The sequence below is a fragment of the Xanthomonas sp. NCPPB 1062 genome (assembly GCF_041481705.2).
Classification (GTDB): domain Bacteria; phylum Pseudomonadota; class Gammaproteobacteria; order Xanthomonadales; family Xanthomonadaceae; genus Xanthomonas; species Xanthomonas euvesicatoria.
The window spans coordinates 3,971,538-3,997,992 of the sequence record NZ_CM192987.1; the positions used below are offsets into that span (position 1 = coordinate 3,971,538).

Consider the following 26,455-nt stretch of genomic DNA (forward strand, 5'->3'; position numbering starts at 1 on the left):
AGAGAGTGGCGCCGGCCAGCATGAAGGAGGCGGCCAGATGGCGGCTACCCCTCAGAAACGGCAAAGGCCCGGATGCAGTCGCACCTGGGCCCTTGTCGTTGCGCAAACGACCACCGCAACGTCGCCATCGGCGACGCCACGATGATCAGAGCCGAGACGGCCTCAGCGGCTGCCGCCTGCCGTGCTCACGGCACGCTTTTCCAGCGCCTCACGCAACTGCGCTGGCGGCAGGTAGCCACCGAGCTGGGTGCCGTCGGGCGCGAAGATCGCCGGCGTTCCGTTGACGCCCAGGCGCTGGCCCAGGTTGTATTCCATCGACACCGGGTTCTTGCAGTCCTTGGAGGCGACCGGCTGACCCGACTTGGCAGCGGTGAGCGCCTGCTTGCGATCGGCAGCGCACCACACCGCAATCATTTCCTTATGGTCCTGGCTGCCCAGGCCCATGCGCGGGAACGCGAGGTATTCCACCGCGATGCCCTGCTTGTTGAGCTCGCCGATCTCGCTATGCAACTTGCGGCAGTAGCCGCATTCCACATCGGTGAAGACGGTGACGGTGTACTTCGGGTTGGCCGGCGCGAACACGATGCGGTCGGCCTTGGGCACGGTGTCAAGCTGCTTGCGGCGGTAGGCCAGCAAGCCCGGGCTGGCGGCGAACTGCTTGTTCTGGATGTCGAACGGCTGCGCCTGGATCAGGTAACGGCCGTCGTCGCTGACGTATAGCACCTGCCCGCCGACGACCACTTCGCGGAAGCCGGGGAACGGCGCAGCACCGATGTAATCGGGCTTGAAATCCGGGTCCAGCGCCTTGAGCGCCGTGCTCACGCGCTGGTCCACCGTGCCGGTGGCGGCGGGCGCGGCGGCGGGCTTGGCGCCGGCAGTGCTTGCCGCAGGCTGCGAGGATTGTGCGCAGGCGGTAAGGCTGATCGCGCCCAGCAGCGCGGCGATGGCAAGACGATACATTCACGCATCCAGATGGAATGAGGTGCCCAGATTCTCGCACAGCGCAGATGAAGCCTGGCCGCGGCCGCGACAGATTGTGAACGCTACAGGCACCCCGTTGCTGCACCTGCTGGACAGACGCAATACGGAGCGTGGCTTGCCGGGTCTGGCGGCGGGCTGGGCACTTTCGCCGTCGCAAGGCGCCTTGAAGGTGCCCGTAAGCGTCGTCCCCCGCTCTGATTGTGTCCTGGAGTGCACCGCCGCGTGACGTCCGGCGCTGAGAGTCAGCTCGAGGTATGACAACCAGGAGGTCACGCCAGCCGATGCCAGCCTGACCGGCAACGCCGCCGGAGCCGCCGAGCGTGTCTGGCGAGCCCCCCAGCAACGTCGGCTGGCGTTGTTGGTGCGGCCGCCAGCGCGGCGATGACCTGTTGGCAGTTCTGCCGCAACCGCGACAGGTGCGTCGCCGGCACGCATGCGCCGACTAACCGCGCGGATGATGGCTGGCGTGCAGTTTCTGCAGATGCTGGCGCGCCACCAGCGTGTAGATCTGGGTGGTCGACAACGAGCTGTGGCCCAGCAGCATCTGCAACGCGCGCAAGTCGGCGCCGTGGTTGAGCAGATGGGTGGCAAAGCTGTGGCGCAGCCCGTGCGGGCTGACCGTGTCCGGGTCGATACCCGCGACCGCTGCATAGCGTTTGACCAACGCCCAGAACTGCTGTCGGCTGAGCGGCTGACGCGCGGCGTCGATGAACAATGGCACCTGCCCGTCCACCGCCGCCACCGGCGTGTTCGCGGCCAGCAGCGGGCGCGCCTCGCGCAGGTAACGCTCCAGCCAATGCTGGGACTCCTCGCCCAGCGGCACCAGCCGGTCCTTGCTGCCCTTGCCGGTCACCCGCAGCACGCCCTGGCGCAGGTTCACCCCCACTGCCGGCAGGTTGACCAGCTCGCTCACACGCAGGCCCGCGGCGTACATCAACTCCAGCATGGCGCGATCGCGCAGGCCTGCCGGGGTGTCAACGTCCGGCGCAGCCAGCAAGGCCTCGATCTGACTTTCGGTCAAGGCCTTGGGCAGCGAGCGTGGCAGTTGCGGCGGGTCGATCAGGGCGGTGGGGTCGTCGCTGCGCACGCCATCGCGCAGGCACAGCCCGTAGAACGCACGCAAGGTCGACAACAGCCGCGCCGTGCTGCGCGGGGAATAATTGGCCTGGGTACGCCAGCGCAGATAGTCGAACAGGGCGGCACGGTCGATGCCGAGCAAGCCACCATGTGCGCCGTCGCGCCAACGCGCCAGCCCTTCCAGGTCGCGCCGATAACTCTCCAGGGTCTGCCGCGCCACGCCTTGCTCGGCCCAGAACCGGTCGAGGAAACGCTCGATCACGCTGGCATCGGCCGCCTGCACCGGTGGCAGCTGGCGGGCAAGTTGGCGGCGTTCGGCGGGGCTGCTGGCAGACATCGCCACAGCATAAAACGCGGCGCGCGTTTTGAGCGCCAATGCGCGTGGGTTGCCGGTAGGTGTGTTGCCTGCGCGCGCGGGGCGGTAGATGTGCGCGTCATTGTTCTGCCTGATCAGCACGCGTCGGCCGCAGGCGCAAAGGCGACCCGGATCGCGACGCCAGCGCCGCCATGGCCGGTAGGTCCCGGCATGGGCATGCGCCCGATTGAACACGCCGAGTCTGCGCACCAGCCGTCGCGCCAGGATGCGGTTGATCGCCGTTCGATGCGTGGCGTGCGTCAGCGCGTGCAGGCACCAGAGCGCGGCTACTGCAGCGCGGCGTTGCGCCGTGCTTGGCGACCGTTATGCTCGCGCCATGACCTCGATCCCTTCGCCTCGCGTTGCGCGCCCCCCTGCCCTGGTGGGCTGGCGGCTGCTGGCGTTGTGCTACGACGCCTGGCCGGTGCTGGCGCTGTCGATGCTGATCTCCACCGTGTTCACGCTGGGCTTTACGCTCGCCGGGCACCCCGCGCGCGAAAACATCGCGCCTTTCAGCGGCTGGCAATGGCTGTTGTGGCTGTGCTGCTGGATCGCCGCAGGTATCTACGCCACCGTGAGTTGGCGGCGCGGCGGGCAGACGCTGGGCATGCGCCCCTGGCGGCTGCGCTTGATCGACCCACAGGTGTCATGGCGTGCGCTGTGGATCCGCTATGCCGTCGGCACCTTGTCGCTGGCGCTGGGCGGGCTGGGGTTCTGGTGGGCGTGGCTGGATCGCGACCGGCTGACCTGGCACGACCGTGCGAGTCACACACGGCTGGAACGGATTGCCAGGCCATTGAAGTAATCAGGTCGGCAGTCCATCACCCCCATATCCAGAGGCTCCGGCATGTTCCATGCATGCGACTTGCACCTGGAGTGGGATGGGGCCGGCGGCAGTGACCAAGCCAGGCTGCGGCTTATTTGGCGCCCAAGAAGACGCGCGCAATCAGCCACTGAAACGCATGCCCAACTGCATACAGCACTGCCAGAAATGGCGGAACCAACAACGCATAACTTGTCGCCCAAGGCATGTTGGTCAACCAGGCATCCGCGTGGAGAGCATCCAGTGCGATCAGCTGAGGCGTCAACGGCAGTTGCAGCAGAACGAAGTGGCCCTTGGGATCGCCCTGAGCGCTGAGCGCTCCCCACACGCAAAAAGCAGCCGCCGCCAGATATAGCAGGCAGAGCGCCACACCCAACACGCTTACCCGCCGCATGCGCTCAGCTACTACGCCTGCGGAACAACCACGCCGACACACCCAGCATCACCATGGGCGGCAGCGCATAGGCAATGCGGTAATCCAGCTTGAGGGCGCCGGCCATGCGGCCGAAGAACAGCTGCAGCAGCCAGAAACCCAGCGCGAACAGGATGCCCAGGAACAGGCGCTTGCCCAGGCCACCGCTGCGCAGCGAGCCGAACGAGAACGGGATTGCCGCCATGCACAGCGCCAGCACGTTGAGCGGATAGAACCACCGGCTCCAGTACTGATCTTCGTAATCGCGCGCGTCCAATCCATTGCGGCGACGGTATTCGATGCTCTGCTCCAGATCGTGCGCAGAAAGATTGCGCGGCTTGGCCAGGCCAGCGGCCAGCGCGGCAGGATTCAGTTGCGACTGCCACGGCAATTCGGGAAAGGTTTCGCGCTGCACCGAGCGTTCCTGGAAGGTGTCGCGACGGACCTGACGCAGGGTCCAGCGGCCGTCGCGGTGTTCGGCCACCGAGGCGTAGGTCAACTGCTGCATCCTGCCACTGGAATCAAGGTGGTAGAGCCGCACATCGTGTAGATCGAGTGCGGTGCCACCGCCATCGAGCAGCTTCTCTTCACCGCTCAATGCATTGAGGAACGTGTCGCCCTCGCGTGCCCACAGCCCGGCGTAGCGCGAAGACGCCATATCGCTGTTGAAGCGGGCACTGGCCTTGAGCGTGTCGGCCTGGTTCTGTGCCCACGGCCCGATGGTTTCGCCACTGATCACCATGCTGGCGGTCAGCAGCGCCATCGCTGCGACGACCAAGGCGGACATGCGCTTGCGCGACACGCCCAGCGCGCGCAGCGCCGTCAGCTCGGAGGTGGCGGCCAACTGGCCCAGGCCCATCAGCGCGCCAATCACCGCGGCAGTCGGGAACAAGGTATAGGCCCGGCGCGGCACGGTGTAGGCCACGTAAGCCACCGCGTGCCCGAAGGTGTAGCTGCCCTGCCCGATGTTCTTGGCTTCGCTGGCGAAGGCGTTGACCAGATCCAGCCCCAGCAGCACCGCCCAGGTCAGCAGCACGGTGAACAGCACCACGCGACCGACATACCAATCGTGGACCCGCGGCGTCAGCTTCATGCGCGCGCCCCCGGCCGACGCACGCGGCCATCGCGCGCATACGCCCACACCGCCACGGCCAGCAGCGGCAGCGTCAACCACCACAGGCCCAGCGCCGCCGGAGTCTTGCCATTGGCGATCCACTGGGTGCCGACGATCATCAGATTGGTGCCCACCATGTAGGCCAGAAACGCCAGCATGATCCGGCCATAACGCTGTTGCCGCGGCGCACTGCGCGACAACGGCAAGGTGAGCAAGGCAAACGCCAGTGCCAGCAACGGCGGCGCCAGGCGCTCATGCAGCTGGGCGCGCGCGGCAGGGCGCTCGTCGGACAGCAGCTGGGTGGTCCACATCACTTCGGGGTCGTTGGCATCGTGCACGCGGGTGCGATCTGGCAAGGCGATATCGCTGCTGGCGAACTTCATCAAGCGGTAGTCCAGGGTCGCGCCGCTCGCCGGGCCCTCGGTGCGGTAGCCATCGTCCAGGCGCAGGTAACGGTCGGTCTTGCCTTCGAAGAACATGGCGCCGCGGTCGGCGGTGACCACATCGATGCGGTCGTTCTGCTGGCGCTGCATGAAGACCTTGCCCAGGCCCTTGCCATCGGCAGAGATCGTTTGCAGGTAGACCACCCCGCCGCCGGACAACGGCGTGAACTGGCCCGACTCCAGGCCGGCCATCAGCACGCTGCGGTTGGCATCTTCCAGCATCGCCTCGGCGGTACGGCTCGCCCAGGGGCCCAGCCACAGCGAGCACAACCCGATGACCAACACCACCGGCACCACCAGCATCAGCATCGGCCGCAGCATGCGCCTGGGGCCCACGCCAATGGCGGTAATGACGGCCATTTCTGAATCGCGGTACAGCCGCGCCAGTGCCAGCAGCAGGCCCAGCATCAAGGCCAGCGGCAGGATGATGGGCAGATACGCCACGAATTGCAGCCCTACCTGCGACAGCAGCAAGCGCGCCGGGATGCGGCCGTCGGCGATATTGCCGAGGATATCCACCAGCACGCCGCCGACGCTGACGACCAGCAGCACGATCAAGGTGGCCAGGAAGCTCTGGGTGAAATCGCTAAGCAGGTATCGATCGAGCTTCGGCATGGGGTGGGCTTGTTTTAAACTCTCGGATTCGTTCGCGGCGCCGCCAGCCTAGTCCGGTTGGCGTAAACAGCCCGCGATTGTACGGATTTGCCTACGGAATCTGATCAATGGCCCTGCAATTCACCCTGAACCAAGACGCGCCGGCAAGCGCTGCCGTCGACTGCATCGTGGTTGGCGTGTTCGCCGACAAGACCCTTTCGCCCGCTGCCCAGGCGCTGGACAGCGCCAGTCAGGGTCGCTTGACGGCCTTGGTCGCGCGCGGCGACGTGGCCAGCAAGACCGGCAGCACCACGCTGCTGCACGACCTGCCCGGCGTCACCGCGCCGCGCGTGCTGGTGGTCGGCCTGGGCGAAGCCGGCAAGTTCGGCGTGGCGCCCTACCTCAAGGCCGTCGGCGATGCGACCCGCGCGCTGAAGACCGGCGCGGTCGGCACCGTCCTGCTCACCCTGACCGAACTCAGCGTCAAGGCCCGCGATGCGGCCTGGAACATCCGCCAGGCGGTGACCGTCAGCGACCATGCCGCCTACCGCTACACCGCCACACTGGGCAAGAAGAAGGTGGACGAGACCGGCCTGACCACCCTGGCGATTGCCGGCAACGACGCCCGCGCGCTCGCCGTGGGCGTGGCTACCGCCGAAGGCGTGGAATTCGCCCGCGAGCTGGGCAACCTGCCGCCGAACTACTGCACCCCGGCCTACCTGGCCGAGACCGCCGCGGCATTTGCCGGCAAGTTCCCGGGTGCCGAAGCCGAGATCCTGGACGAGGCGCAGATGGAAGCGCTGGGCATGGGCTCGCTGCTGTCGGTGGCACGCGGCTCGGCCAACCGCCCGCGCCTGATCGTGCTGAAGTGGAACGGCGGCGGCGACGCGCGCCCGTACGTGCTGGTCGGCAAGGGCATCACCTTCGATACCGGCGGCGTCAACCTCAAGACGCAGGGCGGCATCGAGGAAATGAAGTACGACATGTGCGGTGGCGCCAACGTCATCGGCACCTTCGTGGCCACGGTCAAGGCCGAGCTGCCGATCAATCTGGTGGTGGTGGTGCCGGCGGTCGAGAACGCCATCGACGGCAACGCGTATCGCCCGTCGGACGTGATCACCAGCATGTCCGGCAAGACCATCGAAGTCGGCAATACCGATGCCGAAGGCCGCCTGATCCTGTGCGATGCACTGACCTACGCCGAGCGCTTCAACCCTGAGGCGCTGGTGGACGTGGCCACGCTGACCGGCGCCTGCATGGTCGCGCTGGGTCACCAGACAGCCGGGCTGATGAGCAAGCACGACGACCTGGCCAACGAGCTGCTGGCCGCCGGCGAGCACGTGTTCGACCGCGCCTGGCGCCTGCCGCTGTGGGACGAATACCAGGGCCTGCTGGATTCCACCTTCGCCGACGTCTACAACATCGGCGGCCGCTGGGGCGGCGCGATCACCGCCGGCTGCTTCCTGTCGCGCTTCACCGAAAACCAGCGCTGGGCGCACCTGGACATCGCCGGCGTGGCCAGCGACGAAGGCAAGCGCGGCATGGCCACCGGTCGCCCGGTCGGCCTGCTGACCCAGTGGTTGCTGGATCGCGCCGCCTGATGTCGCCGCGCGCTGCACTGGCGCTCATCGCTGGCTTCTCCGTCGTGAACGGAGCCGCCAGCGTGGTGCCGGGCTGGACCAGCCCCGGCATCGATCTGCTCTGGATCGTCGTGCAGCTGTTGCTGTTGTTTGTGTGGCTGGCGGCCGACAGCCGCCGGCTTGGCTACCGCCGGCCGGCCTGGATGAATATCGGCATCGTGGCCTTGGCCGTGCTGTTCCTGCCGGTGTACCTGTACCGTTCTCGCCCGCCCGGGCGCCGCCTGCGCGCATTCGGCGGCCTGCTGTTGGCCGTGCTTGGCTGTGCGGCCCTGTTCGTGGCCGCCGGCATGACCACCGAATTGTTGCTCTCCTCCCGCTTTGTGACCGCCTGATGCCCCGTGCCGACTTCTACCTGATCGCCAAGCCGCGCTTCCTCAACGAACCGCTGCGGCTGGTCTGCGAGCTGGCGCGCAAGGCCAACGACGCCAACCTGCCCACCTTGATCCTGGCCCGCGATACGCAGCAGGCCGAGGCGCTGGACGACCTGCTGTGGGCGTTCGACGACGAGGCCTACGTGCCGCACCAGATTGCCGGCACCGATGAGGAAGACGAACTGGCCCCGGTGCTGATTGCCGCCCCGGAGTTCGCCGCCCCCTCGCGCCCGCTGGTGATCAACCTGCGCGACGACCCCTATCTGGGCGCCTGCGACCGCGTGCTCGAAGTGGTGCCGGCCGACCCCGCTGCCCGCGAACCGCTGCGCGAACGCTGGAAACAGTACAAGGCCCTGGGCCTGGAACTGACCAAGTACGACATGTGAGTGCGGCGGGGATTGGGGAGTTGGGATTGGGGATTCGTAAAGCAGATCTTGCGTCTCCAACGACTGCATCCAACCTCAGACAGCCGATCTTCGCTCCGCAGCACGAACACCGACGTTGACGAGTGGATTGCCGGTGACTCTCGCCGGCCCCATGACGCAACCAATCCCGAATCCCGAACAACGAATCCCGGCGCCCCTATGACCACCCTCGCCTCCAGCTACGACCCCTCTTCCTTCGAATCGCGCCTATACGCGCAGTGGGAGGCAGCCGGTTATTTCGTGCCGTCCGGCAAGGGTGAGCCGTACACCGTGTTGCTGCCGCCGCCCAATGTCACCGGCACGCTGCACATGGGCCATGCGTTTCAGCAGACGCTGATGGATGCGTTGGTGCGCTATCACCGCATGCGCGGGTACGACACCTTGTGGCAGGTGGGCACCGACCATGCCGGCATCGCCACTGAAATGGTGGTGTCGCGCAATCTGGCATTGGAAGGCAAAGGCGAAACGCGCGATTCGCTGGGGCGCGAGGGCTTCATTGCCAAAGTGTGGGAATGGAAGGCCGAATCCGGCGACACCATCGAGCGCCAGATGCGCCGGCTGGGCACCTCCAGCGATTGGTCGCGCAGCACCTTCACCATGGATCCGCAGCCGTCAGCGGCGGTCAACGAAGCGTTCGTGCGCTGGTACGAGCAGGGTCTGATCTACCGTGGCCAACGCCTGGTCAACTGGGACCCGGTACTGAAGACCGCAATCTCCGATCTGGAAGTGGAAAACGTCGAGGAAGACGGCTTCCTGTGGTCGATCCGTTACCCGCTGGCCGATGGCGTCAGCTACGAACACGTCGAGCACGATGCCGACGGCAACGAGACCCTGCGCGAAACCCGCGATTACCTGGTGGTGGCCACCACGCGCCCGGAGACCATGCTGGGCGATACCGCGGTGATGGTGCACCCGGAAGATGCGCGTTATCTCACGCTGCATGACGCCCGCATCGTGTTGCCGCTGACCGGCCGGCACGTGCCGGTGATCACCGACGATTACGTCGACCGCGCCTTCGGCACCGGCGTGGTCAAGGTCACGCCTGCGCATGACTTCAACGATTACCAGGTGGGCGTGCGACATGACCTGCCGCTGATCAATCTGTTCACCGTCACCGCCACCATCAACGAGAATGCGCCGGAGCGCTATCGCGGCCTGGATCGTTATGACGCACGCAAGCTGGTGCTGTCGGAACTGGAAGACCTGGGCGTATTGGTCGAAACCAAGCCACACAAGCTGCAGGTGCCGCGCGGCGATCGCACCGGCCAGGTCATCGAGCCCTACCTCACCGACCAGTGGTTCGTGAAGATGGACGCGCTGGCCAGGCGCGGCCTGGAGCTGGTCGAAAGCGGCCAGATCAAGTTCGTGCCGCCGAACTGGATCAACACCTATCGCCACTGGATGGAGAACATCCAGGATTGGTGCATCAGCCGCCAGCTGTGGTGGGGCCATCGCATTCCGGCGTGGTTCGACGAGGCCGGCAAGTGCTACGTGGGCCATGACGAAGCGCAGGTGCGCGCCAAACATGGCCTGGGTGCGGAGATTGCGCTGCACCAGGACAGCGACGTGCTGGAAACCTGGTTCTCCTCGCAGCTGTGGCCGTTCTCCACGCTGGGCTGGCCGGATGCGCAGGCGATGGCCGAGCGCGGCTTCGCGCGTTATCTGCCTTCAAGCGTGCTGGTGACCGGCTTCGACATCATCTTCTTCTGGGTGGCGCGCATGATCATGGCCACCGACAGCTTCACCGGCCAGGTGCCGTTCCGCGATGTCTACATCACCGGCCTGATTCGCGATGCGCAAGGCCAGAAGATGTCCAAGTCCAAGGGCAACGTGCTCGATCCGCTGGATATCATCGACGGCATCAGCATCGAGGATCTGGTCGCCAAGCGCACCCATGGCCTGATGCAGCCGCGCATGGCCGAGAAGATCGAAAAAGCCACGCGCAAGGAATTCCCGGACGGCATCATCGCCCACGGTGCCGATGCGCTGCGCTTCACCATCGCCGCGCTGGCCACGCATGGCCGCGACATCAAGTTCGATCTGGGCCGCGCCGAGGGCTACAAGAACTTCTGCAACAAGCTGTGGAACGCCACGCGCTTCGTGTTGATGAACACCGAAGGCGCACGCTTTACCGGCGTGCCGCAGCCGCGCACCGAAGCGGAAAAGTGGATTTTGGCGCGCCTGGACAAGGCCACCGCAGAAACCCACGCGCATTACGCCAACTATCGCTTCGACCTGCTCGCGCAGTCGTTGTACGAATTCGCCTGGAACGCGTTCTGCGACTGGTTCGTGGAGCTGGCCAAGCCGGCGCTCAACAACCAGGACGCCGACGCGGCCGCCAGCACGCGCCACACGCTGCTGTATGTGCTGGAGTCGTTGCTGCGCCTGTTGCACCCGCTCACCCCGTTCGTCACCGAAGAGTTGTGGCAGCAGGTCGCGCCGCGCCTGGGCATCACCACTGCGACGATCTCGTTGCAGAGCTTCCCGCAGCCCGGCGATGTCGACACCAGCAGCTATGCCACCGCTGAAGCCGATGTCGAATGGCTCAAGTCGATGGTGTCGGCGCTGCGTCGCGTGCGCAGCGAATTGAACGTGCCACCGTCCAAGCAGGTGCGCCTGCTGCTGCAGGCCGGCACTGCCGACGACCGCCCGCGCGTTGCCCGCTTCGCCTCGCAGCTGTCGTTCCTGCTCAAACTCGAACGCATCGACTGGCTGGACGCTGGCCAGGACACACCGCCGTCGGCCGCCGCCATCGTCGGCGAACTCACGCTGCTGGTGCCATTGGAAGGCCTGGTCGACATGGATGCCGAACGCACTCGCCTGGACAAGGAAATCAAGCGCGTGGAAGGCGAGATCGCCAAGTGCAACGGCAAACTCGGCAGCGCCACCTTCGTGCAGAACGCACCGGCCGCCGTGGTCGAACAAGAGCGTGCGCGCTTGAACGACTGGACCACGCAGCTCACCGGCCTGCGCGAGCAGCGCGCCAAGATCTGAAGCGGTTGATCAGCTGCTAGCGTATCGAGGGCGTAGTGCCCTCGCCGCTTGCGGGACCAGCCGTTACATCAGCATGTCCGTCATGTCTTGATTGCAGACATGCGCACCGACCAGCTCGACTGGTCCTTGCCCGCCCACCGTCGCGGGACCCTTGGCGGCATGGATGCTGCCAAGGAGCCTACAAGGACGTACTTGCGGCGTGTCCTGCGATGGTGGGCGGGCGAGGACCCTGCAGGAAAGCCGCAGCGCCAGTGCCGTTTTGCCAACGCATCGCACCAGCCAGGCACCGTTGGACTAGAACTTCAAATCCACACGCGCATACCAGAAGCGTCCGCCGGGAATATCGTAGGTGGATGCGTCGTAACCATTGAGGGAGCACGACAGGCAGATCGGCGGATCCTTGTCGAAGACGTTGTTCAGGCCGGCCGTGAGTTGCAGGCCCTTGAGCCAATCGATGCGATAGCCCACTTGCGCGTCGTGATAGGTGATCGCATCCAAGCGGTTGGTTCCCACCGACGGATCCGAACACACCGCAAACTCCACCGCGTCACCGCACTGCTCGGTGAGCTTGGAAATGTGCCGCGCAGTCCACGAAGCCGTCCAGTTACCCAGCGACCAATCCAATACCGCGTTGCTGGTCCACTCCGGAATTGCGCTGTCCACCACCTCGATGCCCGGCCCTTGCGGCTGTCGCTGACCCGCCGCACCCAGCGCCTCGTAGCGGCCTACCAAGGTGTTCTGCCACGATAGCTTGAAGCGCCCGAATGCGGTTTGCGGCAAGGTCCAGAATAGATCCACGTCCCAGCCGTCGGTCTTGATCGAGCCCAGGTTGGTCAAGCGGTTATTGAAGGCGTTGATGCCGCCGGTGGATGCCCGCCCGATGCCATCGCAGTACAACGCATCCAGCGTATCCACGCACAGATCCAGCTGCGTCTGCGCATTGATCGCCTGGATCGCGCCATCCACATGATGGCGATAGAAGGTCACCTCCAGGTCGAGGCGGTCGGACCAGCTGGCATCGCTCGCAAATCCCGGGCTGAAGACGAAGCCCGCACTGAAACTGCGCGAACGCTCCGGATCAAGTTGCGCGTTACCGCCGGTGGTGACCGAGATCTGCTGGTTGGCCTGCTGATAATCGGCAGGCACACCGAGTGCTGCGCAGTTGGCCGCACTGCCGCGCGGCGCCGTACCGCCCAGACCGATCGAGCACGGGTCCGACAACTGCAGGTCCGCACGCGCCGCAGAACCAAACAGCTCGCCGATGGTGGGCGCACGGAAGCCCTCGGCATAACTGGTGCGCAACACGAACTCATCGGTGACCTGCCAACGCAGGCCGTACTTGGGCGTGAATTCGCCACCGAATGTCGAATAGTCCGAATAGCGCCCGGCGATATTCAGATCCAGTTTGTCGCCCAATGCCGAGTTGGCGAAGATCGGAATATTGAGTTCGAGATAGGCTTCGTTGACGTCGTAGCTGCCTGCCGTGGGCAAGGAGGGCACGCCGTTGTAACGCCCGGCCACGGTGAGCGGATCGGGCCGATAAGAGCCTTCGTACTTGCGGTATTCATAACCGCTGGCGAACGACACCGCACCGCCCGGCAGCTGGAACAACTCGCTGCTGAGGTTGGCGGTGAACAGGCTCAATTCGTTCTGGCTGCGGTCGCGCACCACCGGTTGGATCCAGCGCAACATCTCCGGCGTGATGCTGCCGGCACCGCTGAAGATATCCAGCGGCACGCAGCCGGCCACGGCCGCGCAGGCAGCCGGGTCGCCCAGCGCCAGGTTGATGTTGTAGAGGTTGTAGCTGCCGTAGTTGGTCTGCTCGGCCTTGTTCTTGCTGTACATGCCGTTGACGTCCCAGAACCAGGTCCGCCCTGCGCCTTCGAACGTGCCGACCAGGCCGGTGCCGAAATATTGGGTATCGACCTGTTGCTCGTAACGCCGCGGCCCGCCTTCCACCGGCCTGCGACCGATCTGGATCAGATTGGTGGCCGAATCCAGATCGAATCCGAACGGGTTGAACGGATTGAGCGCGGAGATCACGATATTGTCGGCCAGCGGGTTGCCGGTACCGGCATCGGGTCCGAGGAAGATGGGCTCCGGTGCGGCCTGGTTGGTCGATTCGCGCCGGTTGCCCAACGCCTTGACGTACCACTGCACGTCGTCGTTGAAGTAATAGCGGAACTGTGCAAACACGCCCTTGCGCTCGGACGGCGTCAGCAACAGGTTCTGCTCGGCAAAGTTGTAGCGGTCTGCGGTGCCGAAGCAGTGATAGTCGTCGCTGCGCGTGCAACCGCCGCTGCCATCGTATTGCGGTGTGCCCACGCCGGCATTGGGCGTAAGGTTCTGGCGCACGCCGGTGTTGGGATCGACGAACTGGAAGCGGCCATCCGGCGTTGCCGAGCTGGCGAAGGTCAGCCCGGTGCCAGGAATCGGGAAGCCGGCCTGCGCACGATCGCGCGCATAGATCGGATCCTGTTTGACGTAGCTGGCGCCCAAAAACAGGCTGAAATCCTCTCCGCTTTTACCCCAGGCCAGATCCATGCCCTGGTTGGCGCCATCGCCCTTGCCGTACTGCCCGTAGTTGAGCGTGACCTGCGCACCGTCGAAGGTGCGACGGGTGATGATGTTGACCACACCGGCAATCGCATCCGAGCCGTACAGCGACGAGGCGCCGTCTTCGAGCACTTCGATGCGCTCGACGATCGCCAACGGAATGGTGTTGAGATCGGTCGACGAACCCACGCCGGAGGCGGAGGATTCGTTGACCCAACGAATACCATCCACCAACACCAGCACACGCTTGGAACCGAGATGGCGCAGATCCACCTGCGCCGAGCCTGCACCCACGCCACTGCCATCGGGCGGAAAGCCGAAGTTGCCGGACGAATTGAACTTGGCATTGAGCGCCGAACCGGACGCGGTGAGCTCCTGCAGCACTTCGCCGATGGAGGTCAGGCCGGTGCGTTCGATATCGGCACGATTGAGCGTCTGGATCGGTACCTGGCCCTGCAATTCCGCGGTCTTGATGCGCGTGCCGGTGACCTGCACGCTGTCGAGCGTGCGCGTGTTCGGTGCGGCCTCGGGCTGTTGCGCCCAGGCCAGTGTGGGAATCAGACACAACGACAACTGCACGGCCAGGCATGACCGACGGGGGCCAATCAGACGCTTCATCCTTTCTCTCTCCAGAAGGATTCTTGAGTGTCCGCACGCCCCCGTGCCCTGCGGTCCTTCCCAATTCTTAAATGAAACATTAACGCACCGCAACTGGCGGTGCAGCAGCGCACCGAGCGGCAGCGGTCGCAACAAGTTGTCATCTGCACGCACGCGCGTGCTCGACCCATAGCGCTTGCAAGCGAAGACTTTCCTCACCATCACGCGCAAGCGGCGCGCATTCACTCAGGCGCTCAGGCGTGCTTGGGTATCATCACCGCATGACTTATGCCCCCCGCCTTGCCACTGTTTTCATCGGCCTGCTGTGCCTTGGCAGCACCGCATTGCACGCGCAAACCCTCGACCCGCAGTTGACTGCCATGCGCGATGCCATCGCGGCCGCAGAGCGCGGCCAGACCGATGCCGGTCAGCTCGCTGCGCTGAGCCGCCATCCACTGTATGGATGGCTGGAATTTGCCGCGCTCAAGCGCACTATCGACACTGTCTCCAACGCGCAGGCGCAAGCATTCTTGCAGCGTTACGCCGGCCAGCCCGTGGCTGAAAGCTTCCGCAGCACGTGGTTGCCGGCAGTGGCGCGGCGGCAGGACTGGAACACGCTGCTGGCCAACTGGAAGTCCACCGACAACGTCGGCCTGCGCTGCGCGCAACTGACCGCGCGCCTGGCCACTGGCAAGGCCGATGCCCAATGGAGCCGCGATGCGCTGACGCTGTGGCGCAACGGCAAGGCGCTGCCCGATGCTTGCGATGCAGTGGTTGCCGGGCTGGAATCGCGCGGTGAACTCACGCCGGCGCTGCGCTGGGAACGTGTGGAAGCTGCTGCCGATGCACAACAGCCTGCGATCATGCGTACGGCCGCACGCGGGCTACCCGCCGCCGATCTGGCCCTGGCCACCGATTACGCTGCATTTCTCGACAAGGTCCACCCGCGTGCACTAGGTTGGCCCAAGACCGAGCGCAGCCGCCGCATCGCGGTGGACGGGCTGGCCAAGTTGGCCAAGAGCGATCCCGACGCTGCCGAGCAGCAGCTACCGCAACTTGCCGGTGCGCTCGGCTTCAGCCAGGCGCAGCGTGGGCAGGTGCTGTACCAGATCGCATTGTGGACCGTCGCCTCGTACCTGCCGGACTCGGCACGTCGGCTCAATGCCGTACCGGAGGCGTCCTACGACGAACGCCTGCACGAATGGCGTGCACGTGAGGCGATGTCGCGCGGCGATTGGCCGGCGGCATTGGCCGCGATTCGCAAGATGCCGGCGAGCCAGCGCAGCGACTCACGTTGGCAGTACTTCGAAGCCCGCCTGGCCGAAAAGACCGGCGCTGCTGCGGCGGCCCAGCCGCTGTATCGCGCCGCCGCGCAATCGCCGACCTTCCACGGATTCCTGGCCGCCGACCGCCTGCAGCAGCCTTACCGGCTGTGCCCCTGGGAGCCCAACGACAGCGCGCAGGCGAAGGCCGCTGTTGCGCGCGACCCGGCCCTGGTCCGCGCAATCGCGTTATTTCAGATCGACCGCCCCGGTTGGGCCGTGGCCGAATGGAACGATGCCGCCACCCGCTTCGACGACACCCAGCGCCGTCTGGCAGTGGAAGTTGCCGGCGACAACGGCTGGTTCGACCGTGCGGTGTTCGCGCTCGGCAAGCAGCCGGACGAACAACGGCTGTATGCGTTGCGTTTTCCGCTGCACCACGACGACAGCATTCGTCGCGAGGCCGCCAAGAATGCGATCGACCCAGCCTGGGTGGCTGCGGAAATTCGTGCCGAAAGCATCTTCAATCCGCGCGCGCGCTCGCCGGCCAACGCAATGGGCCTGATGCAGGTGTTGCCTGGCACTGGCGCGGCCGTCGCCAAGGGGATCGCCCTACCCGGCTATGCGGGTGCCACCAGCCTCTATGAGCCGGACACCAACATCGCCATCGGCACGGCGTATCTGCGCCAGTTGCTCAACACCTACGGACTGCCCTACCTCACCATTGCCGCCTACAACGCAGGTCCAGGCCCCACCGGGCGCTGGCAGTCGCAGCGGCCGAATTTCGAGCCGGACTTCTGGATCGAAACCATCAGCTACAAGGAAACCCGCGACTATGTCGCGCGCGTGTTGGCCTTCAGCGTGATCTACGACTGGCGCCTCAACGGCGACATGCTGCCGCTCAGCGACCGGCTCATGGGCAAGCTGGTGGACAAGCGCTTGAAGCCGGTCTGTACCCCGGGCCAGGCAGGCAATAACACCGCGCAGGATTGAGCGACGCCAGGCGCCCTGCACGGTTGCAGGGCCTTGGCGAGTGCGTAGCGCCGTCATTGCGTACGGCAGCTGACGCAGCAGGACGCCGCGCAGGGACGGGCAAGGATGTACCTGCAGCGTGTCCAGCGATCATGGATAGGCTTGGATAGGTAAGGGTGTTGCAAGCAGCTCCCGACTGCCCGTTGCAACGCCGCTACTTCCGTGAGACCCCACATCGCCACGCGGAACGCACAACGCCCGCATCACTGCGGGCGTTGTGCAACGACGTACGGCGCTGACTTTGCAACCCTGCAACCAGTGGCGGTTAGAGCTTGCCGGCGCCTGCCTTGGCCTTGACGTCTGCAGCGACCTTGTCGGCCGAGAGCAGGTTGTAGGTATAGGGCGGGGTCCAGCCGATGTTGGTATTCCACGAGCACGACAGCGCCTTGCCATTGAGCAGGGAACCCTGATCGCGATACGCGCTGCCACCATAGTCGGCGGCAATCTTGTCACAGCTGCTGACACCGCTGATCTCGAACACGTTGCGCTCGGAGAAGATCTTCGACTCCTTGCCCACGCCATGCGCGTAAGAGAACGGATAGACCTTATTGCTGGTGCTGCCGACGTGGTAGTTGTTGTACAGATGCACCTGACCGAAGCGCACACGCGGGGCGCGCGCGGAAATGTTTTCGAACAGGGTGTTGTGAATGGTGACCTTGAGCTTGCCGCTGTCGGTACTGGACGCGCTGTCGCTGGAGCCGATCAGGTTGTTCTTCTCGTGCGACTTGAAGGCCGAATACGAGACGGTGACGAAATTGGCGCCTTTCTTGATGTCCATTGCGCCGTCGTGGTGCTGCTTCGGACGGCCATTGGCGGTGCCGTTCTGATCGTCGGTCCTGCGGCCATCGGTGAAGGTGACATGGTCCACCCACACGTTACTGGCGCCTTCCACGGTCAGGCCGTCGTACTCCGCATTCCAGTTGCCGGCGCTGCCGTCATCCGGGTCCCAGACCGGTTCCGGGTCCCATGGATTTTCGATGGTGAGGTTGCGGATGATGACGTCGTTGGCCTTGACGTACATGTAGCCTTCGCGGATTTCCGCGTTGCTGGTGATGCCTATCAAGGTGGTCTTGGTCGGAATATCCAGGCGCGCACGTGACTTCATGTCCGAGGTCTTGGTGTACGGCTTGCCTTCGCTGATATCGATGATGCCGCTGACCTTGATGATGCGTCCGTTGCTACCGACGCTTGCGCTCAATGCAGCTTTCAACTCGGCGGCATTCTTGACGGTGTAGATATTGGCGGCAGCCGCTTTGGAGCCGCCCTTGGTGCCGCCGTTCTGGGTTGCCCAGCCCGTGGTTGCAACCTCCAACGCCGCATCGGCATAGGCAACGCCGGTGAGCAGCAACGACCCAACGAACAGCGACGCGGCGGCCGCCGTCGAAAATTTCGGCTTCATCTTGATCTCTCCCTCAGATGGGTTCGATGCGCCACGCAGCGGCGCACCCCTGGTCCAGCAGACTCGGAACGTATTATTCAGCTGTGGAATATTCCATTCCGCGGAACCGATACTAGGAGCATTGCAACCGCTTGTATCTAGACGTTTTTCGGATATGCATGCGTAATCACGCAAACGCTTGCGAGACACAAAAGAAGAGACAAAACGCTGCGATCAGGACACACGGAGACAGCGCAAGGACACTGCAACGCAGCAAGATTGGGTGTCACGCCATGCGGGGTGCCACGCGAGAAAGCGCGCCACCGTGCAAATACCTGTATTTTTCGGCGCGCTCGTCATTGCAATCCATTGCCGCGCTGCGGCATTGGACATAAACCGCAACGAAAAAAGCGCTTATCGGCCCATGGCGAAACATTCGCCACCTCGCAGACGGACGTATCTGCCAACGCCCTGCGCGAAGCGCAAACCCATCGCCGCAGTGTTGCCGGCATTCCACATGACCACGTTGGGATCGATTGCACAGGCGCAGTATTGTGTTGACCCCACGCGTTTTGATACTCATGGGTCAGCGCTGCCCTTAATCAATTGGGCTACCGTTTCGCTGCGGACCTCATCAAGCCGGGTGGTAGTGCGCAAGACCAGCCCGTTGGGCAAGCGTGATGCCGCACGGGCCATGCGCAGGTGCGTCACGCAACCGCTCAGCGCAAGCATCGAATCGAAAAACCATCAGCGCCGGCATCCAGCGCAGCAATCGCGCACCGCAGCGACGCCAACCAGCCGCATCCTCAACGACGAGTGCGTGCGCTCAGGAAAACCCTTCGAAGAACAATTCGATCGCCATCACCAACGCGTCTTCGCGCCCGGTGTGGGATGGGTAATAGCGCGGGCGCCGGCCGATTTCGTTGAAGCCTTCGGAGTGGTACAGCGCGATCGCCGATGGATTGGACGGGCGCACTTCCAGGAACGCGCGCCGCGCACCGCGATCGCAGGCGCCCTTGATCAGCGCGCGCAGCAACACGCGACCGTGTCCTTGCGATTGCGACTCCGGTGCGATGCAGACGTTGAGCACGTGCGCCTCGTCGGCGGCGATACTGATCACGCCATAGCCGATGACACGGCCGCCCTGCTCCATCACCCAGCCGGGGTAGCCGGCCTGCAGGCAGTCGCGAAAGATGTTGCGCGTCCACGGAAACGGATAAGCGCGCAGCTCGATCTCCATCACCGCATCCAGGTCGCTCTCGCGCATGGCGCGCAGCGAGGTGGGTTGCGGCGCGTTCAATGCGCTCACGCCGGGTCCCGGCGCCGACGCAGCGCGCGCAGCTGCGGCCACAGCGCGCGCTTGGCGGCCGGATTGCCGCGCAGTTCCGCCAGCGGCCAGGAGGCCATCAAGGCCTGGGTCGCAGGATCGCCCGGATTGCAGCCGGACGCGCGCAGCAAGGCCATCTGCAGGCGATCCGGCATGCCGACACGGCTGCGCCGCTGCGGCGCCGACGCTGGCGCAGTGCTGGGCGCGCGGGGCGCTTGGGCCGGTGCCGCCGGTGCATTCCGCCGCGCAACGGGCGCATTGGCCGTCGCAGGATACGGCGCACGCTCCATACGCGTCGGTGCAGCCGTGGGTGCGCGCTCGGCAACCTCGACAGGCGCCGGCAATGCGTCGACCGCAGCGCGGTCCAGATACACGGTGTGCCCCAACGCCTGCAGATACGACACCTGCAGATCGGACCACATCGGCTCGCTCATCGCCTCGCTCACAAAAACCGGCTCATGGCAGCTCGGGCACGCGCCGCCAGCGTCGCCACAACCACATCAACGGACCCGACAAGGCGTACAGAACCCCGATCACCAGCAACGAGCGCGCCAGATCGATCACCAACAGCGCAATCACCACCGTGGCGATCGCCAGCGCCAGGAACGGCACGCGGTCGGCACGCGGGCCGCGCGCGCCGCCCTTGAAGCTCCAGAACCGGATCCGGCTGACCATCAGCAACGCCGCCACCACCGTGACCGCCAGCGCCACATAGCGAAGCTGCTCGCCATCGAAGCCCAGGCTGTCGTCGGCGAAGGCCCAAACGAAGGACATCATCAGACCAGCCGCCGCCGGGCTGGCCAGGCCGATGAACCAGCGTTTGTCGACCACGCCGACCTGGGTGTTGAAGCGCGCCAGCCGCAGCGCCGCGCAGGCCGCATACAGGAAGGCAGCCGACCAACCGACCCGGCCCATCACGCTACTGTCGTACTTCAAAGCCGACAGCGACCAGTGGTACATCACCAGCGCGGGCGCCATGCCGAAGCTGACCAGATCGGCCAGCGAGTCGTACTGCACACCGAATTCGCTGCTGGTATTGGTCAGACGCGCCACCCTGCCATCCAGCCCGTCCATCACCGCAGCCACGAACACCGCCATGGCGGCCTGGACGAACTGTCCATTGGCGGCGGCGATGATGGCGTAGAAACCGGAAAACAGCCCGGCGGTGGTGAACAGGTTCGGCAGCAGGTAAATCGTGCGCGAGCGCGGGGGCGGTCTCATCTCATCCATCCGCCAAGTGTAGGGCCTGAGGTCTGTCCGGCGGTAGCGCGCTGGCTGGTTCAGCGCCCTGCGCGCCCATCACTTGCCAGCGCCCGCTGCGGATGCTGCAATCGCGGCGGGAATCATCCAGGGGAAGCCACATGCAGCTGTCGTCCGGGCTTTGCGCCCTGTTGATGCTGGTCAGCGCCGCCGCCGGCGCGACCGATCTTTATAAGTGGAAGGACGCCAAGGGCGTGACCCACTACACCGAAACCCCGCCACCGACCGGCCAGCGCTATGAAGCGCGCCGAATCGATGCGCGCAGCGGCACCGCCGCCATCGCTGCAGCAGAGACGGCCGCGCCCGAATCGGCCGACTGCCTCACCGCGCGCCGCAATCTGGAACTGCTCAGCGGCAAGGGCGAGGTCTCCATGGCGGCCGGCGCCGATGGCAAGCCTGGCGCCGTCCTGGACCAGGAAGCCCGTGCGACCCAGAGGAACCTGGCCGACGCCGCCGTCAAGGCCTATTGCAAGCCGGCAGCCCCAGGCGGCCCGGCCACCTGAGCCGGGAAAAGCTCCCAGGGGGACGGAGTTGCCGTCCCGCCGCAGGGCTGGGGTTCAACGCCTGGTGCCGCGACCACCTGCAGAGCCAGCGCGCCCGACCTGATGGCAACACATGCGTAGGTGGTAGAAAGCGCGCCCCCGGGGCCGCATGAGCGCCCGGCACCGGTGATGGATACGTGCGGACGACTGCGCGGTCTACGGCGCACGTGCGCCGGCAAGCCAGCCACTCGAGCCGCCCCGCAGGGGCCTGCCCTGCCAGCGACAACCGGCAACGCGCGCCTGGCGATGACCGGCAGGGCGCGAGACTGGCAAACTAGCGGCTTTCCGCCCAAGCGAAGCCCGATGCGTCTTTCCCAGTTCCACCTGCACACCACCAAGGAAACCCCGGCCGACGCCGAGTTGGTCAGCCACCGTCTGATGCTGCGCGCGGGCATGATCCGCAAGCTGGCCTCCGGGCTGTACACCTGGTCGCCGCTGGGCCTGCGCGTGTTGCGCAAGGTCGAAGCCATCGTGCGCGAAGAGATGAACCGCGCCGGCGCAGTGGAAGTGCTGTTTCCCACCATCCAGCCGCGCGAGCTGTGGGACGCTACCGGGCGTTGGGAGAAGTTCGGCGGGCAGCTGCTCAAGATCAAGGACCGCAAGGAACAGGAGTTCTGCTACAGCCCCACCGCCGAAGAGGCCGCGGCCGAATTCGCGCGCCAGGAAATCAACAGCTACAAGCAGCTGCCGCTGAATTTCTATCAGATCCAGACCAAATTCCGCGATGAGATCCGCCCGCGCTTCGGCGTGATGCGTGCGCGCGAGTTCCTGATGAAGGACGCGTATTCGTTCCATCTCACTGACGAGGACATGGCGCGCGAATACGACAACATGCGCGCCGCCTATACGCGTATCTTCACCCGCCTGGGACTGGATTTCCGCGCCGTGCAGGCCGATTCCGGCGCCATCGGCGGCGATGCATCGCAGGAATTCCACGTCATCGCCGACTCCGGCGAGGACTCGCTGGCGTTCTCCACCGGTTCCGATTACGCCGCCAACGTGGAAACCGCCAGTGCGGCACCGCCGGCCCCGCGCGCCGCGGCCAGCGAAGCAATGCAGCAGGTGGCAACGCCCACCCAGAAGACCTGCGAAGACGTGGCCCAGTTGCTCGGCATCGCGCTGCAGCGCACGGTCAAGTCGGTGGCGGTGATGACCCAGGCCGGCTTTGTGCTGGTACTGGTGCGTGGCGACCACGCGGTCAACGAGATCAAGCTGGCCAAGGTGCCCGGTCTGGCCGATTACCGCCTGGCCAACGAAAGCGAAATCCGCGAACACCTCGGCTGCGAGCCGGGCTTCCTGGGCCCGGTCAACACCGCGCGCCCGGTGCGCGTGGTGGCCGACCGCGATGTCGCCGCACTGGTCGATTTCGTGGTCGGCGCGAATGTGTCCGGCGCCCACCTGGTCGGCGTCAACTGGGGCCGCGACCTGCCCGAACCGGAAACCGTGGCCGATGTGCGCAACGTGGTCGAAGGCGAACGCGCGGCAGACGGCGGTGAACTGCGCCTGGCTCGCGGCATCGAGGTGGGCCATGTGTTCCAGCTTGGCAGCCAGTACGCGCAGGCGCTGCAAGCCACTGTCATCGACGAAGGCGGCAAGGCGGCGGTGATGAAGATGGGCTGCTACGGCATCGGCATTTCGCGCATCGTGGCCGCGGCGATCGAACAGAACCACGACGATGCCGGCATCATCTGGCCCGCGCCGATGGCGCCGTGGCAGGTAGTGGTCTGCGTGATCAATCCCAAGCAGGACCCACAGGTGCTCGCCGCCGCACAGGCCTTGCTGGACCAATTGCTTGCCGCCGGCCTGGATGCCGCCCTGGACGATCGCGGACTGCGCCCGGGCGCCATGTTCGCCGATATGGAACTGCTGGGCATTCCGCATCGGGTGGTGGTCTCGGAACGTGGATTGGCGGCTGGCACATTTGAATATCGCGCCCGTACCGCCGATGCAGCGGAAAGCCTGGATAAAGCAGCGTTATTCTCCCGCCTGGGGCATTGATCAAACCCCGGGTATCGGCTTCAAATGGATGAACACAAAGCGCCGAATTATTTCGGCGCATTTGTCACACCGGTTTTCTCACTTTATGATGGCCACCGCTGCCATGGACCGGCATTCTTTTTCTCTCATCTTCCGGAGCAGTGATGTCGATCGATCTTAGTGGCCTGTCGGCCAAGCAGTTGAGCGCCCTGATCAAAAATGCAAAGAAGCAGCAGACCGTGGTTGCCAAGCGCGCGCCGATCGCCAAGGTCCGCACGCAGCTGGTCCGCGCTGCAAAAGCCCAGGGTTATTCCATCGAAGAATTGTTTGGCGCTTCTGCCAGTGCCGGTCCGGGCCGTCCGGCGGGTGCCGGCAAGCCGGGTCCGCGTGCCGGCCGCAAGCTGGGCAAGGTGCCGCCGAAGTATCGCAACCCCGCCAACGCCCAGGAAACCTGGACCGGCCGTGGCAAGCAGCCGCGCTGGCTGGCCGAGTTGACCGCCGCCGGCAAGAAGGTGGAAGACTTCCTGATCAGCAAGGTCGGCGGTGCGAAAAAAGCAACCGCCAAGAAGGCCTCGCCGCGCAAGGCCGTCACCAAGCGCGCCGCCAAGAAGTCCAAGACTGCCTGATTCAAACCAATAAAAACGCCGGCCATGCCGGCGTTTTTATTGCGGGGTGTTTGCCCTTATAAATTCTTGCGGGCCGGAATGAGCAGATTGCCAAACAGCAATCCGGCCATCAATGCCATCACGATATTGGTCACCGCCAAGAGTGCGGCTTGTCCGACGCTGACATCCTGTTGCTGCACCAAGGTCAAAAAGCCACGCAAACTGACGCTCCCGGGAACCAGCATGATGATGCCGGGCAACCGGATCAGCGCACCGGGCTTGTGGACCACGCGCCCGAATAAATTGCCCGCAGCAGTCAATGCCATTGCCGAAGCGAATACCCCGGCCGGACCACCCCAGGCATGTCCTGCATAACGCGCGATGACATAACCTGACATGGCCGCCGCCATGATCCATAAATAATCGCGTCGATTGGCCTTGAACAGCACCGCGAACGCATAAGCGGCCACCACCAGCGAGGCCCATTCCACCCAGCCGGCCTGCGGCCGCAGGGCGGCCACCTGGGGATGCAGGCCAACCAGTTGGGTCAGGGTCACCGCAATGACCGCACCTACGGTCAGCTTGAGCACCGTGGTGACCGCACCGGCCAGACGCGCGGTGCCGGAGACCCAGTGCTGGCTGGCCAGCTCGTTGAACGCATTGGTCAATGACATGCCCGGCAGCAGCACCACCAGCGAAGCGATGATCACCGTGTTGAGGTTCAACGGCCCGATCAGCGAGGCCACCAGCGCGGCCACCACGCCCGCCAGCAGACCGGCCAGCGCCTCGCCGGCTTCCTTGGTGGCAGCGCGCTTGTCGGTGTACTGGGTGAGCAGGCCGATCGACATGCCGATCGCCCCGGCCGTGGCGATATCCAGCCATGGCAACTTCCACAGCCCGGCCACGCCGGCGGCGGCCAGCCCGAACGCCAGCACCTGCAGGGTCTTGCCGCGCCGGTCCACCTCGCGGTCCAGCCGGCGCAATGCGGTATGTCCTTGCGCGATGCTCATGCGGCCGTTGGCCACGCTGTCGGCCACATAATCGGCCACGCTGAGCTTGTAGAGATCGTTTTCGCCCGGCGCCAAGCGAATCACCCGGGTGATGTCGCTGGAACCGATCGCCTTGGTGGGGTCGCTGAAGCTCAGGATGATGCCGGTGGGGTTGGACCAGGGCTCGCAGTCCAGGCCCAGCTTCTGCGACAACCCCACCACCGCTGCTTCCAGCCGTTGCGCGGTGGTGCCATAGGAATGCAGGCGCCCGGCAATTTCGGACACGAATGCGACGCGCTGGGCGTAGGTGGCGCTGGCGGACGGGAGGACGACGGTGGCAGCGGACATGCGTGGCGGGTCGGATCGGAGAAACGCCGTGTCCGGCGAGGCCGCCAGTGTATGCCGCAGCGCGCGTACCCGGCGCCCTCATCGACGGCCATCGGCACACCGCTGCGGTTGCTTCCCCATCCGTCGCTCACATTGGCCCTGTATGCTGGCGCCACGGACAGGCCACCCATGATCAAACCGCAACCTCCACGCATCGAACAAGACTCGCAGGATCAGGCACAGGTCCGCCTCGCTGGCAGTTGGGTCCTGGCGACCGCCCTGCCTCAGGCAGAACTGCTGCAGGCCGTACCCGACGGGGTGCGCCGCATCGACGCGCGCGGCATCCAGCAGCTGGATTCGGCCGGCGTACTGCAGCTGCTGCGCTTTGCCGGCCGCATGGGCCTGAAGGAAGACGCGATCGATTTCCGCGATGAGCACCAGGCACTGGTGTGCACCATCGAGGAACTCAACGACGAGCGCCCCAAGCCCAAACGCGATTACGGCTTCGTCGCCGCGCTCGACCGCCTGGGCCGGGCCACGCATCGCGTCGGCCAGGACATCCTGGAGTTGAACAGTTTTCTGGGCGAAAACCTGGTCAAGATCATGCGGCTGATCCACGAGCCGCGGCGCTTCCGGCTAACCTCCACCGTGCATCACATGGAGCAGGTGGGCCTGGACGCGGTGCCGCTGGTGGTGCTGCTGTCGTATCTGGTGGGCGCGGTGATCGCCTTCCTGGGCTCGACCATCCTGCGCGACTTCGGTGCGGAAATTTACGTGGTGGAGCTGGTGTCCATCGCCTTCCTGCGCGAATTCGCGGTGCTGCTGACGGCAATTGTGTTGGCAGGCCGCACCGCCAGCGCCTTCACCGCGCAGATCGGCGCGATGAAATCGCGCGAGGAAGTGGACGCGATCCGCACCCTGGGCCTGGACCCGATCGACCTGCTGGTGATCCCGCGCCTGCTCGCGCTGATCTTCACCCTGCCGCTGCTGACCTTCATCGCGATGATCGCCGGCTTGGCCGGTGGCGTCACCGTGGGCGCGTTCGACCTGGATATTCCGCCGCAGATGTATCTGGCGCGCATGCACGAAACCATCCAGTTGCGGCATTTCCTGGTCGGGCTCTCGAAGGCGCCGCTGTTTGCGCTGGTGATCGGCCTGATCGGCTGCCTGGAAGGGCTCAAAGTCAGCGGCACCGCGCAATCGGTGGGCGAACGCACCACGTCCTCGGTGGTGCAGACGATTTCCCTGGTCATCATCCTCGACGCGATCGCGGCGTTGTGGTTCATGAAGATGGGGTGGTGATGAAGCCGGGATTGGACATGCGTGATTCGGGATTCGTACAAAGCCGCAGCGCGGCGCTTGCACTGGTATTGG

The 26,455-nt window shown here is 65.2% G+C and carries 21 protein-coding genes and 1 pseudogene; 10 read left to right on the plus strand and 12 right to left on the minus strand.

The window, feature by feature from the left end:
• Window positions 1–162: 162 nt before the first annotated feature.
• From ACCQ16_RS16935 to xerD, 3 genes and pseudogenes are all read right to left on the minus strand, one after another.
• Window positions 163–960, minus strand: coding sequence for a DsbC family protein (locus ACCQ16_RS16935; RefSeq protein WP_008571787.1), 798 nt, complete (start codon window positions 958–960; stop codon window positions 163–165).
• 226 nt (window positions 961–1,186) lie between these two features.
• Window positions 1,187–1,416, minus strand: a pseudogene (locus tag ACCQ16_RS16940) (hypothetical protein); the annotation flags it as partial.
• Window positions 1,417–1,423: 7 nt separating this feature from the next.
• The gene (gene xerD / locus ACCQ16_RS16945; protein WP_057680834.1) at window positions 1,424–2,395 is read right to left on the minus strand and encodes a site-specific tyrosine recombinase XerD; all 972 of its coding nucleotides are present in this window, start codon (window positions 2,393–2,395) and stop codon (window positions 1,424–1,426) included.
• Window positions 2,396–2,750: 355 nt separating this feature from the next.
• Between xerD and ACCQ16_RS16950 the strand changes: the two genes are divergently transcribed.
• Complete coding sequence (locus ACCQ16_RS16950; RefSeq protein ID WP_057680831.1) at window positions 2,751–3,218, plus strand: RDD family protein; 468 nt, start codon at window positions 2,751–2,753, stop codon at window positions 3,216–3,218.
• 112 nt (window positions 3,219–3,330) lie between these two features.
• Here the strand turns inward: ACCQ16_RS16950 and ACCQ16_RS16955 are convergent, their stop codons facing one another.
• Genes ACCQ16_RS16955 through lptF form a run of 3 tightly spaced genes read right to left on the minus strand, consistent with a single transcriptional unit; the run spans window position 3,331 to window position 5,820 of the window.
• Window positions 3,331–3,630 carry a hypothetical protein gene (locus ACCQ16_RS16955; RefSeq protein ID WP_014091062.1) on the minus strand — a complete coding sequence of 100 codons (300 nt, stop codon included), beginning with the start codon at window positions 3,628–3,630 and terminating at the stop codon, window positions 3,331–3,333.
• Between the two features lie 4 nt (window positions 3,631–3,634).
• Window positions 3,635–4,741 carry an LPS export ABC transporter permease LptG gene (gene lptG, locus ACCQ16_RS16960; RefSeq protein ID WP_372380034.1) on the minus strand — a complete coding sequence of 369 codons (1,107 nt, stop codon included), beginning with the start codon at window positions 4,739–4,741 and terminating at the stop codon, window positions 3,635–3,637.
• Window positions 4,738–5,820: an LPS export ABC transporter permease LptF gene (gene lptF / locus ACCQ16_RS16965; RefSeq protein ID WP_277573443.1), complete on the minus strand. Its 1,083-nt coding sequence runs from the start codon at window positions 5,818–5,820 to the stop codon at window positions 4,738–4,740. The genes lptG and lptF overlap by 4 nt, the downstream gene beginning before the upstream one ends.
• A gap of 107 nt (window positions 5,821–5,927) precedes the next feature.
• On the opposite strand from lptF, the gene ACCQ16_RS16970 reads away from it, so the two are divergent.
• The 4 genes from ACCQ16_RS16970 to ACCQ16_RS16985 all read left to right on the plus strand — a co-directional run bounded on the left by ACCQ16_RS16970 (window position 5,928) and on the right by ACCQ16_RS16985 (window position 11,229).
• Window positions 5,928–7,400 (plus strand): leucyl aminopeptidase, encoded by a 1,473-nt coding sequence (locus ACCQ16_RS16970; RefSeq protein WP_277573444.1) that lies wholly within the window; start codon window positions 5,928–5,930, stop codon window positions 7,398–7,400.
• Window positions 7,400–7,771: a hypothetical protein gene (locus ACCQ16_RS16975; RefSeq protein ID WP_218555524.1), complete on the plus strand. Its 372-nt coding sequence runs from the start codon at window positions 7,400–7,402 to the stop codon at window positions 7,769–7,771. The genes ACCQ16_RS16970 and ACCQ16_RS16975 overlap by 1 nt, the downstream gene beginning before the upstream one ends.
• Window positions 7,771–8,196: a DNA polymerase III subunit chi gene (locus ACCQ16_RS16980; protein ID WP_008571796.1), complete on the plus strand. Its 426-nt coding sequence runs from the start codon at window positions 7,771–7,773 to the stop codon at window positions 8,194–8,196. Before ACCQ16_RS16975 ends, ACCQ16_RS16980 begins: the two co-directional genes overlap by 1 nt.
• Window positions 8,197–8,394: 198 nt before the next feature.
• Complete coding sequence (locus tag ACCQ16_RS16985) at window positions 8,395–11,229, plus strand: valine--tRNA ligase (protein ID WP_277573446.1); 2,835 nt, start codon at window positions 8,395–8,397, stop codon at window positions 11,227–11,229.
• A 294-nt stretch (window positions 11,230–11,523) separates the two neighbouring features.
• Here ACCQ16_RS16985 and ACCQ16_RS16990 read toward each other — a convergent pair whose 3' ends face one another.
• Complete coding sequence (locus ACCQ16_RS16990) at window positions 11,524–14,403, minus strand: TonB-dependent receptor (protein ID WP_277573447.1); 2,880 nt, start codon at window positions 14,401–14,403, stop codon at window positions 11,524–11,526.
• A gap of 260 nt (window positions 14,404–14,663) precedes the next feature.
• Here ACCQ16_RS16990 and ACCQ16_RS16995 point away from each other — a divergent pair, with 260 nt between their 5' ends.
• Window positions 14,664–16,637: a transglycosylase SLT domain-containing protein gene (locus ACCQ16_RS16995; protein WP_277573448.1), complete on the plus strand. Its 1,974-nt coding sequence runs from the start codon at window positions 14,664–14,666 to the stop codon at window positions 16,635–16,637.
• A 304-nt stretch (window positions 16,638–16,941) separates the two neighbouring features.
• Here the strand turns inward: ACCQ16_RS16995 and ACCQ16_RS17000 are convergent, their stop codons facing one another.
• From ACCQ16_RS17000 to pssA, 4 genes are all read right to left on the minus strand, one after another.
• Entirely contained in the window at window positions 16,942–18,075 is a 1,134-nt protein-coding gene (locus ACCQ16_RS17000; protein WP_218505196.1) for a pectate lyase family protein, read from the minus strand.
• Between the two features lie 805 nt (window positions 18,076–18,880).
• Window positions 18,881–19,363, minus strand: coding sequence for a ribosomal protein S18-alanine N-acetyltransferase (rimI, locus tag ACCQ16_RS17005; RefSeq protein ID WP_033837455.1), 483 nt, complete (start codon window positions 19,361–19,363; stop codon window positions 18,881–18,883).
• Window positions 19,360–19,815 carry an alanine acetyltransferase gene (locus ACCQ16_RS17010; protein WP_008576989.1) on the minus strand — a complete coding sequence of 152 codons (456 nt, stop codon included), beginning with the start codon at window positions 19,813–19,815 and terminating at the stop codon, window positions 19,360–19,362. The genes rimI and ACCQ16_RS17010 overlap by 4 nt, the downstream gene beginning before the upstream one ends.
• A 22-nt stretch (window positions 19,816–19,837) precedes the next feature.
• A complete protein-coding gene (gene pssA / locus ACCQ16_RS17015; RefSeq protein ID WP_008576987.1) occupies window positions 19,838–20,611 on the minus strand; it encodes a CDP-diacylglycerol--serine O-phosphatidyltransferase in 774 nt (257 codons plus the stop codon).
• A gap of 131 nt (window positions 20,612–20,742) precedes the next feature.
• Here pssA and ACCQ16_RS17020 point away from each other — a divergent pair, with 131 nt between their 5' ends.
• The 3 genes from ACCQ16_RS17020 to ACCQ16_RS17030 all read left to right on the plus strand — a co-directional run bounded on the left by ACCQ16_RS17020 (window position 20,743) and on the right by ACCQ16_RS17030 (window position 23,786).
• Window positions 20,743–21,144: a DUF4124 domain-containing protein gene (locus ACCQ16_RS17020; protein WP_008576986.1), complete on the plus strand. Its 402-nt coding sequence runs from the start codon at window positions 20,743–20,745 to the stop codon at window positions 21,142–21,144.
• 342 nt (window positions 21,145–21,486) lie between these two features.
• Entirely contained in the window at window positions 21,487–23,181 is a 1,695-nt protein-coding gene (locus tag ACCQ16_RS17025; protein ID WP_218488655.1) for a proline--tRNA ligase, read from the plus strand.
• Between the two features lie 143 nt (window positions 23,182–23,324).
• Window positions 23,325–23,786, plus strand: a complete 462-nt coding sequence (locus tag ACCQ16_RS17030; protein WP_065627720.1) for an H-NS histone family protein — start codon at window positions 23,325–23,327, stop codon at window positions 23,784–23,786.
• 56 nt (window positions 23,787–23,842) lie between these two features.
• Here the strand turns inward: ACCQ16_RS17030 and ACCQ16_RS17035 are convergent, their stop codons facing one another.
• On the minus strand, window positions 23,843–25,102 hold the full coding sequence (locus ACCQ16_RS17035) for a threonine/serine exporter family protein (RefSeq protein WP_008576981.1): 1,260 nt from the start codon (window positions 25,100–25,102) through the stop codon (window positions 23,843–23,845).
• Window positions 25,103–25,153: 51 nt separating this feature from the next.
• On the opposite strand from ACCQ16_RS17035, the gene ACCQ16_RS17040 reads away from it, so the two are divergent.
• On the plus strand, window positions 25,154–26,383 hold the full coding sequence (locus tag ACCQ16_RS17040) for an MlaE family ABC transporter permease (RefSeq protein ID WP_206516347.1): 1,230 nt from the start codon (window positions 25,154–25,156) through the stop codon (window positions 26,381–26,383).
• The last annotated feature ends 72 nt before the right edge of the window (window positions 26,384–26,455 follow it).

Excerpts from the sequence above, each read along its gene's own strand:
- ACCQ16_RS17030 (WP_065627720.1), top strand. The coding sequence starts at position 23,325 with ATGTCGATCGATCTTAGTGGCCTGTCGGCCAAGCAGTTGAGCGCCCTG.
- ACCQ16_RS17025 (WP_218488655.1), top strand. The coding sequence starts at position 21,487 with ATGCGTCTTTCCCAGTTCCACCTGCACACCACCAAGGAAACCCCGGCC.
- lptF (WP_277573443.1), bottom strand. The coding sequence starts at position 5,820 with ATGCCGAAGCTCGATCGATACCTGCTTAGCGATTTCACCCAGAGCTTC.
- ACCQ16_RS16975 (WP_218555524.1), top strand. The coding sequence starts at position 7,400 with ATGTCGCCGCGCGCTGCACTGGCGCTCATCGCTGGCTTCTCCGTCGTG.
- ACCQ16_RS17000 (WP_218505196.1), bottom strand. The coding sequence starts at position 18,075 with ATGAAGCCGAAATTTTCGACGGCGGCCGCCGCGTCGCTGTTCGTTGGG.
- pssA (WP_008576987.1), bottom strand. The coding sequence starts at position 20,611 with ATGGATGAGATGAGACCGCCCCCGCGCTCGCGCACGATTTACCTGCTG.
- ACCQ16_RS16950 (WP_057680831.1), top strand. The coding sequence starts at position 2,751 with ATGACCTCGATCCCTTCGCCTCGCGTTGCGCGCCCCCCTGCCCTGGTG.
- xerD (WP_057680834.1), bottom strand. The coding sequence starts at position 2,395 with ATGTCTGCCAGCAGCCCCGCCGAACGCCGCCAACTTGCCCGCCAGCTG.
- ACCQ16_RS17010 (WP_008576989.1), bottom strand. The coding sequence starts at position 19,815 with ATGAGCGAGCCGATGTGGTCCGATCTGCAGGTGTCGTATCTGCAGGCG.
- ACCQ16_RS16970 (WP_277573444.1), top strand. The coding sequence starts at position 5,928 with ATGGCCCTGCAATTCACCCTGAACCAAGACGCGCCGGCAAGCGCTGCC.
- ACCQ16_RS17020 (WP_008576986.1), top strand. The coding sequence starts at position 20,743 with ATGCAGCTGTCGTCCGGGCTTTGCGCCCTGTTGATGCTGGTCAGCGCC.
- ACCQ16_RS16985 (WP_277573446.1), top strand. The coding sequence starts at position 8,395 with ATGACCACCCTCGCCTCCAGCTACGACCCCTCTTCCTTCGAATCGCGC.
- ACCQ16_RS16990 (WP_277573447.1), bottom strand. The coding sequence starts at position 14,403 with ATGAAGCGTCTGATTGGCCCCCGTCGGTCATGCCTGGCCGTGCAGTTG.
- lptG (WP_372380034.1), bottom strand. The coding sequence starts at position 4,741 with ATGAAGCTGACGCCGCGGGTCCACGATTGGTATGTCGGTCGCGTGGTG.
- ACCQ16_RS17040 (WP_206516347.1), top strand. The coding sequence starts at position 25,154 with ATGCCGCAGCGCGCGTACCCGGCGCCCTCATCGACGGCCATCGGCACA.
- ACCQ16_RS17035 (WP_008576981.1), bottom strand. The coding sequence starts at position 25,102 with ATGTCCGCTGCCACCGTCGTCCTCCCGTCCGCCAGCGCCACCTACGCC.
- ACCQ16_RS16935 (WP_008571787.1), bottom strand. The coding sequence starts at position 960 with ATGTATCGTCTTGCCATCGCCGCGCTGCTGGGCGCGATCAGCCTTACC.
- ACCQ16_RS16995 (WP_277573448.1), top strand. The coding sequence starts at position 14,664 with ATGACTTATGCCCCCCGCCTTGCCACTGTTTTCATCGGCCTGCTGTGC.
- ACCQ16_RS16980 (WP_008571796.1), top strand. The coding sequence starts at position 7,771 with ATGCCCCGTGCCGACTTCTACCTGATCGCCAAGCCGCGCTTCCTCAAC.
- ACCQ16_RS16955 (WP_014091062.1), bottom strand. The coding sequence starts at position 3,630 with ATGCGGCGGGTAAGCGTGTTGGGTGTGGCGCTCTGCCTGCTATATCTG.